At 65.8% G+C, this 7,774-nt stretch carries 8 protein-coding genes; 3 read left to right on the plus strand and 5 right to left on the minus strand.

The window, feature by feature from the left end; all coding sequences use genetic code 11:
- From ABNS06_RS11925 to ABNS06_RS11940, 4 genes are all read right to left on the minus strand, one after another.
- Positions 1-1,124, minus strand: a 1,124-nt coding sequence (locus ABNS06_RS11925; RefSeq protein WP_348674821.1) for a class I SAM-dependent DNA methyltransferase, incomplete at its 3' end; no start/stop codon positions are given.
- 99 nt (positions 1,125-1,223) lie between these two features.
- The gene (locus ABNS06_RS11930; RefSeq protein WP_348674822.1) at positions 1,224-2,411 is read right to left on the minus strand and encodes a DUF4172 domain-containing protein; all 1,188 of its coding nucleotides are present in this window, start codon (positions 2,409-2,411) and stop codon (positions 1,224-1,226) included.
- A 93-nt stretch (positions 2,412-2,504) separates the two neighbouring features.
- The gene (locus ABNS06_RS11935) at positions 2,505-3,335 is read right to left on the minus strand and encodes an SDR family oxidoreductase (protein ID WP_348674823.1); all 831 of its coding nucleotides are present in this window, start codon (positions 3,333-3,335) and stop codon (positions 2,505-2,507) included.
- Positions 3,332-4,726, minus strand: a complete 1,395-nt coding sequence (locus ABNS06_RS11940; RefSeq protein ID WP_348674824.1) for an NAD(P)-binding domain-containing protein — start codon at positions 4,724-4,726, stop codon at positions 3,332-3,334. Before ABNS06_RS11940 ends, ABNS06_RS11935 begins: the two co-directional genes overlap by 4 nt.
- A 109-nt stretch (positions 4,727-4,835) precedes the next feature.
- Here ABNS06_RS11940 and ABNS06_RS11945 point away from each other — a divergent pair, with 109 nt between their 5' ends.
- Complete coding sequence (locus ABNS06_RS11945) at positions 4,836-5,897, plus strand: AraC family transcriptional regulator (protein WP_348674825.1); 1,062 nt, start codon at positions 4,836-4,838, stop codon at positions 5,895-5,897.
- On the opposite strand, the gene ABNS06_RS11950 is transcribed toward ABNS06_RS11945, so the two are convergent.
- Positions 5,881-6,546, minus strand: a complete 666-nt coding sequence (locus tag ABNS06_RS11950; RefSeq protein ID WP_348674826.1) for an energy-coupling factor ABC transporter permease — start codon at positions 6,544-6,546, stop codon at positions 5,881-5,883. The genes ABNS06_RS11945 and ABNS06_RS11950 overlap by 17 nt on opposite strands.
- Positions 6,547-6,711: 165 nt before the next feature.
- Between ABNS06_RS11950 and ABNS06_RS11955 the strand changes: the two genes are divergently transcribed.
- Both ABNS06_RS11955 and ABNS06_RS11960 read left to right on the plus strand, forming a co-directional pair.
- Complete coding sequence (locus ABNS06_RS11955; RefSeq protein ID WP_348674827.1) at positions 6,712-7,179, plus strand: cytochrome c; 468 nt, start codon at positions 6,712-6,714, stop codon at positions 7,177-7,179.
- Positions 7,180-7,198: 19 nt separating this feature from the next.
- Positions 7,199-7,774 (plus strand): cytochrome b/b6 domain-containing protein (locus tag ABNS06_RS11960; protein WP_348674828.1); only part of this gene is annotated, 576 nt, incomplete at its 3' end.

Consider the following 7,774-nt stretch of genomic DNA (forward strand, 5'->3'; position numbering starts at 1 on the left):
ACGGTCTTCACGCCGGCGCCCTGGAAGGTGCCGCCGGGGCAGTCCAGCACGGTATGCAGGTTGCAGCTTGTGAGCAGTTCCTTGCGCAGGGCGACGCTGGCGTTGTCGGTGTTGCTGAGAAAGGTGTTCTTGATGACCACGGCGCCACGGCCGCCGGCCTTGAGCTTGCGGATGAAGTGCTGGAGGAACAGGTAGGCGGTTTCACCGGACTGGATGGGGAAGTTCTGGCGCACCTCCTGGCGCTCGCCACCGCCGAAGGGCGGGTTGGCGAGCACGATGTCATGGCGGTCGGCCTCCTGGATGTCCATCACGTTCTCGGTGAGCGTGTTGGTGTGGCGGATGGCGGGCGCGTCGATGCCGTGCAGGATCATGTTCATGATGCCGAGCACGTAGGCCAATGATTTCTTCTCCTGGCCGAAGAAGGTGCCGCGTTGCAGGGTTTCCCATTCGGTCGACGTCAGGTCGTCGCGCCGCAGGTATTCCCAGGCTTCGCATAAAAAGCCCGCCGAGCCGCGGGCGCCGTCGTAGATGGTCTCGCCGATCCGCGGCTTGACGACCTTGATCATGGCCCGGATCAGCGGGCGTGGGGTGTAGTACTCACCGCCGTTGCGTCCGGCATTGCCCATGCGGCGGATGCGGGTTTCGTACAGGTCGCTCAGTTCGTGCTTGGCTTGCTGGCTGCCGAAGCTAAGGCCGTCGACGATCTCCAGCGCGTCGCGCAGCGAATAGCCGGAGCGGAAGCGGTTGGCGATTTCGGAGAACACCTCGCCGATCTTGTAGTCGATGGTGTCCGGGTCTTCCGTCGATTCGCGGAAGGTTTGCAGATAGGGGAACAGTTCGTTGTTGACGAAGCGGATCAGGTCGTCGCCGGTCAGCGCGGCATTGTGGTCCAGTTCGCCGTCCTTCTTCGGCGCCGCCCAGCTGCCCCAGCGGTAAGGCTCGTCCAGGATCGGGTGGTAGTCGTGGCCGCGCAGCGCCTCTTCATCCGCCCATTGCTGCTCCATGTCGTCCAGGTACTTGAGGAACAGCAGCCAGGAGGTCTGTTCGGCGTAGTCCAGTTCCGAGGCGAGACCTTCGTCGTTACGCATGACGCGGTCTATGTTGTTGAAGGCGTTTTCAAACATGGGGCGGGTGTTCCGTAGTCGTGCGCAGGTTGCGGCAGCCGGCTGCCGCGTGGTGATGGTTGAGCGGGAAAGGACGCCACCGCCGGGGTGAAAGCAGGGTCATGCAGTTCCGTCCCAGGCGACATCGTAAACCCGGGAGCGACCCTGGCCACGGGAGCTGAGAAAGCCGGCTTCCACGAGGCCCGCGAGGTCGCGGGAGGCGGTGGCGGCGGAGGCTTCGGTCAAGGAGCGGTATTTGCGCACGCTCATGCCTTGCCGGAATCCTTCGGAGCCGTGTTTCACCATGAGTTGGAGTACGTCAAGCTGCCGTGGGTTGAGTCCGGCGGTGGCGCTTCTGGCCATGATGTCCCGGCTGCGGACCACGTCCCGGGCTACGCGGCGGGTACGGTTGAAGGCGTTGGTGGTCGCATCCACCGCCCATTGCACGAAATGATCGGCTGATGACCGGCCGGTCGAAACGGCATTGAGCGCTGCGTAGTACGGGGTGACATTGGCGGCGATGTGGTGCGAGATGGCCCACCAGCGGCCGAGGGGCAGGCTGGCCTTTGAGGCTGCCCGGGCGATCATGCGGTCCCACAGCAGGCGACCCACGCGCCCGTTGCCATCCTCGTAGGGGTGGATGATCTCGAACCACAGGTGGGCGATGGCGGCGCCACGAAAGGTTCCGGCCTCGGCGGTTTCCAGCCATTCGAGCAGGTGGTCCATCTCACGCTCGATCCGGTCGGCCGGCGGGGCGACGTAGTGCACCTGCTCCCGCCCGGTCGCACGGCGCGTGACGATCTGCATTTCGTCGGCACTGGCCCTGTACATGCCGGTCAGGGCTGGTACGTAAGCGTTGCTCTGGTGCGTGAGCGCGGCGTCCTGCCAGCGGTGCAGGGTGGAGTGATCCACCGGCTGATCGGCATGTTCTGTGGCGTCGAGCAGCGCCTCGATCACGGGCAGGTGACGACGGTCGATCTGGCCATGGGGAATCGCGCCAAGCCGGCGCAGGGCGGATGCGAAGAAGGAGTCTCTGGACAATCGCACGCCTTCGATGGCGTTGGACTCGGTCGCTTCGTCGGCGAGTAGTGCCGCATGAGTTTCCCGGACGCTGTCCGGGGATAGCGCTTCGATGAATGCCGAAAGCGCGGAGGCGCCCTGATGGGCCGCCGCTTCCAAGGCCTCGGTTTGTTCATCAGGTGGTTCGAGCAGCAACCCGGGCCACTGATCCGATTGCCAGATATACGCAGTCATGAGGCGATTATAGCCCTTAATCACATCAAGTAATGAGGTGATTAGGGTGAGCAATCACCTCAGGGCGGTTGCTTCGTGTCGGGTTGGCGCGGTGTGCCGGTTGCCTTCGCGATCCTTAGCAGTCCCGTCGCTGTTGGTCCGGCACTATCACTCGCTGATGTTGAGCCCTCGCTCGCGCAGATACCGCTGTCGGCCCTTTTCGCCTCTGGATTCCAGTCTCGGCAGCACGCGGGTGAACAGGCCGGGCACGGCCATGACGAGGCGAATCAACCAGCCGTCGCCGCGGGGCACGTCGCTTTCCACCCTGGGGTTCAGCGCCCGGTCGACGACGGCCTGGCCGATCAGCGATGGCGGATGTGGCGGGTCGAGGAAGTTCAGCGCGGAGCCGCCGTTGAGCGCCTCGTGGCGGAGCATCGGTGTGTCGACCGCCGCCGGATTGATGACGCTGAAGCGCACGCCGGTCAGCGGCTCGCGCAGCGCCAGTGCCAGCATCAGCCCGCGCAGGCCGAACTTGGAGGCCGAATAGCCGGGGCATTCCTTGAGCGGCAATTGGCCGCCCAGCGAGACGACGCTGATGACCTGACCGCCGGACTCCTGCAGCAGTGGGAACAGGGCGTGGATCAACCGCATTGGCGCGAGCAGGTTCAGCGTCACCTCCTGTTCGAACGGGGCCAGCGGCGCTTGCTCGAAGGCTTCGGTGACGACCATGCCGGCGTTGTTGACCAGCAGGTCGCAGCGGCCGCAGCGTTCGCGGACGGTCTTGACGATGTGGGTGCCGGCGTCCGGCTCGGTCAGGTCCTGCGCGATGCCGACACTGTTCTCGGGCAGTGCGGCCAGCGCCGTGTTCAGCGCGTCTTCGCGCCGGTCGACCAGCACCAGCCGGGCGCCCAGCGCGGACAGCCGCGTGCAGATGTCGACGCCGATGCCACCGGCCGCGCCGGTGACCACGGCGATCTTGCCGGCCAGCGGCGCGCTCATGTGCGCAGCTCCGGTTCGACGGCGGCGTGCTGCACCTCGGCAAAGAAGCCGGGCGTCATCTCCGGCCAGCCGAAGCGCTTGCGCAGCTTCTCGATGTAGGCCTTGTAGGCGTGAATCTCGATGTAGCCCTCGTGGCGCGCGCTGTCGATGAAGTGCAGGCCGCCGTTGAGCGGGGTGCGGTCGTCGCGGATGAGCTGCTCGAACTCGGCGGCGCGCTCGGGCGCGGCCGTCTGGTCGTGCAGGTAGTTGGCGATCAGTTGCGCGATGCGGTCGAACAGCGTGTAGGCGCTGCTGTTGGTTTCCAGAAACCCGAGGGCGAACAGGTTGTGGCGCTTGCGGGCGAAGGCGCGCAGGTACAGGTCCGGGCGGCCGTGGTGCCAGTCGAAGCAGTCCTCCGGCACGTAGGGCAGGCGCATGTCATAGCCGGTGGCGTAGAGCACCAGATCGATGCGCTCACGCGAGCCATCCCTGAACACGACGTCATCGCCGTCGAAGCGCTCGATATCGCCCTTGACCCGGATATCGCCGTGCTGAAGGTAGTGCAGCAACTGCGTGTTCAGCAGTGGATGGGATTCGAACAGCCTGTGGTCCGGTTTGGGCACGCCCCAGCGCGCGGTGTTGCCGACCACGCAGCGCAGCAGCAGCGAGAACACCGGGCGTTCCAGCCACATCGGCAGATTCGGCCCCTTCTCCGCGAACTCGTCCACCGGCACGCCGAAAATGTGCTTGGGGATGATGTGGTAGCCGCGCCGCATGCTGATGAAGGCGCGGTCGGCATTGGCCGCGGCGTCGCAGGCGATGTCAGCGCCCGAATTGCCGGCGCCGACGATCAGCACGCGCTTGCCGCGGAATTCCTCCGGGTCGTAGTAGCTCACCGAATGCCGGATTTCGCCGTTGAAGTCGCCGGGATGTCGGGGCAGGTTGGGGTGCCAGTTGGTGCCGGTGCAGCAGACCACCGCCCGGTAGCGGCGCACATCGTCCTCGCCCAGATGCACCAGCCAGGTGTCGCCGTCCTGCTCGACGGACAGCACCGGGGTGTTGAAGGCGATCCGCTCGCGTAGCCCGAAGGCGGCGGCAAAGGCGCGGGTGTAGGCGAGGATGTCCTGGTTGTGCGGATAGTCCGGAAAGCCCTTGGGCATCGGGAAATCGAAAAAGCCGGAGGTGTCGCGCGAAGAGATGAAGTGCGCGTTGCGGTAGACCGGGGAGCCCGGGTTGGCCGGGTCCCACAGGCCGCCGACATCGCTGTGGCGCTCGAACTGCTCGTAGGGGATGCCGACGCGTTTCAGTGCGCGGGCGATGGACAGGCCGGCCGGGCCGGCGCCGATGATGCAGACCTGATCGCTGCGGTCCTGAATGGTCGACGCAGCGTCGGTCGCGGAGGCTTCGGTCATCGGGCTTGCTCGCGGAGTGGTATGGAGATTGCCGAATCATGCGGCGCGACGCTTTCCCGCAGAAGGGTGGTTTCGGCATCATGTGGGGGGCAATCCGGCCAACATCGTCATGCAGACAGCGACAAACCCGTTATCCGCAATTGAGGCCGCGCGCTATCGCGAGGCGGTGATTCCACCCTACGTGCTGGGTTTTCTGGTCGATCTGGCGCGGCAGCAAGACCTGGACCCGGCGCCGTGGTTTGCCGGCATCGGCCTGACTCCCGCGCAATGCGTCGACCCGGAGCAGCGGGTCTCCTTCCGCCAGGCCGCAACGGTGATCCGCCGAGCGCTGCGCGGTACTGGCGATTCGGCGCTGGGGCTGCGCGTCGGCCAGCGTGAATCGTTGGCCTCCTGCGGGTCCATGGGGTTCGCGATGATGTCCGCACCGACTTTCGGGGATGCGCTGGATCTGGTTCCGCGGTATCACCAGGTGACCGGCAGCCTGCTGGACCTGCGGGTCGAGGTGGCCGGCAGCCGGGTGTCGCTGATCGCCAGCGAACGCTTTCCCGAGCCCGATCTGGTCTGTTTCTTCTGTGAGGAATTGTTCTGCTGCGCGCTGCAGGTGGCCCGCGCACTGCTGGGGCCGGACTGTCGGCCGCTGCGGCTCGAATTCGCGTTTCCACCACCACCGCATGTGGCGCTTTACGACCAGGTCTTTCCCTGTCCGGTGCGGTTCGATGCCGCCATGAACCGGGCCGTGTTTGATGCGGACTGGCTCGATGCGCCGCTGCCCACCGCCGATTCCGCGAGCCACCACAGCATGGTGCGGATGTGCTCAACGCAGATTCGCGCGGTGCCGGCGGAGGACGACGCCGTCAGCACACTGCGGGCCTGGCTGGCTGGGCGTCTGGATAGGCCGGTGACGGCGCGTGACGCGGCTCATGCGCTGAACATGTCCGAACGCACGCTGCGGCGGCGTCTGGCCGAGGCGGGTACCGGCTTTCAGGCGGTGCGCGACCGCTTGCGTGCGCAGCAGGCCGAACGCTGGTTGCGCGAGTCCGACGCACCGATCGCACGCATCGGCGAGCGGCTCGGCTTCAGCGATGCCCGCGAGTTTCGGCGCGCGTTCAAGCGCTGGACCGGTCAGGTGCCCAGCGCGGTGCGCACGACCGCCGTCAGGCCTGATCGATGAAGTGCGAGTCGTCGAAGGTCTTGAGCCACTCCGGCCGGTAGACGACCAGCCCGGAGATGATGGCGCCGTTGAGGAACCCCTCCGGAAACATCACAAGCAGCATCAGTGGCGAGAGCCAGTCATCCAGGACGCGCCACTGACCGATCAGCGCCAGCAGGGTCAGGCTCGTGACGAAGCTGCTGAGCATCGACAGGCCGCCTCCGAAGAAGCCCACGCCCAGCATGTAGGTGAACGGGTTCTTCGGGGCGTGTCTGTGCAGCACGCGCAGCAGCAACGCGGTGGTGAGCGCCGGCGCGGTCACGTTGATCAATGCGTGCGGCAGCACTTGATCGACCGGCAGCTGTCCCAGCAGCAGGGCGGACGCGAGCTGAGAGCAGGTGCCTGCCAGGATCGCCAGCGGTGCGCCCAGGATCAGGGTGACCGTGGTCATGCCCAGCAGATGAAACTGCATTCGCGGCTCCATCTGTCCGCTGATCTGCCAGAACAGGACCAGCGCGGTCATCGAGCCGAACAGCAGGTGCAGCCGCGCCGGAACCGCGAGCAGCAGGCGCCACGGGGTGAAGCGGAGCGCCGCCAGCAGCACCAGAGCCTGGAGCAGGGTTGCGATCAGCCAGGCGGAGCCGCCCAGCAATGAGTCGGCGAGCACCATCAGTGGAGCCGTATGCGTGCGTCTTGCATGAGCCTGTCTTGGTTGCGGTCACCCCATTGTTGCCGATTCCGGGCTCAGCTTGTGCCTGGTCGGCGTTCGACGTGCACGTTCCGGCGACGTCGCCTTGATATGCTTGCCCTCAGTCGATTCAGGAGTTCAAACAGGATGTTCAACAATCGGTTGCTTGTTCCCGCATTCGCGCTGACGGCCGCGCTCGCCGCCTGTGGCGGCGGTACGCCGACGGATCCGGCGATGGCCGAGGTGATGCACGAGCGTCACGAAGGCTTCGAGGAAATCGGCGACGCCTTCAAGACCATCATGGACAAGCTCAAGGCGGGCGAGTCGCTGGACGCCGAGATGGCCGAAGCGGCGAAGACGATCAACGGTTACGCCCCCGAGCTGGAAACCTGGTTCCCGGAAGGTTCCGGACCGGAAGCCGGCAAGACCGACGCCAAGGCGGAGATCTGGCAGCAGCCTCAGGAGTTTGCCGAAAGCCGTGAGGCCTTCGTCATGGCGGCCGCGAAATTCGCCGAACTGGCCGAAGCGGGCGACGCCGAAGGGTTCGCGGCCCAGGCCAGGGAAGTGGGCAGCACCTGCAAGGGTTGCCACGATACGTTCCGCGAAGACGACTGAGCACCTGATCGTCTGACCGATGCGCATCCGCATCTGGGATTTGCCGACGCGACTGGGCCACTGGATGCTGGTGGCCCTGTTCGCGTTTTCCTGGTGGAGCGCCGAGAACCATCACATGGACTGGCACCGCTGGTCCGGTTATGGGGTGCTGACGCTGCTGCTGTTTCGGCTTTACTGGGGCGTGGTCGGCAGCAGCACGGCGCGTTTCGCGCGCTTCGTCCGGGGCCCGCGCGCATTCCTGCGCTATCTCCGGACCCTGCCGGATCGGCCGGGCGAGATCACCGTCGGCCACAATCCCATGGGCGGTTGGAGCGTGTTGCTGCTGCTGGGCCTGTTGCTGGTGCAGACCGGCACCGGCCTGTTCGCGGTCGATACTGACGGCATCGAGTCCGGGCCGCTGGCGAGCCTGGTCAGCTTCGGAATGGGGCGTGACATCGCCGATATCCACGAATTGAGCTTCAATCTGCTGCTTGCGGCGGTCGGGCTGCACATCCTCGCGATCGGCTTCTACCTGGTCTACAAGCGCGAGAACCTCATCGCCGCTATGGTGACCGGCGACAAGTTTCTGCCGACGCATCCGCGCGGGGACTTCGAG

Origin of the sequence: uncultured Abyssibacter sp. (assembly GCF_964000955.1) — a bacterium.
Taxonomy (GTDB): domain Bacteria; phylum Pseudomonadota; class Gammaproteobacteria; order Nevskiales; family OUC007; genus Abyssibacter.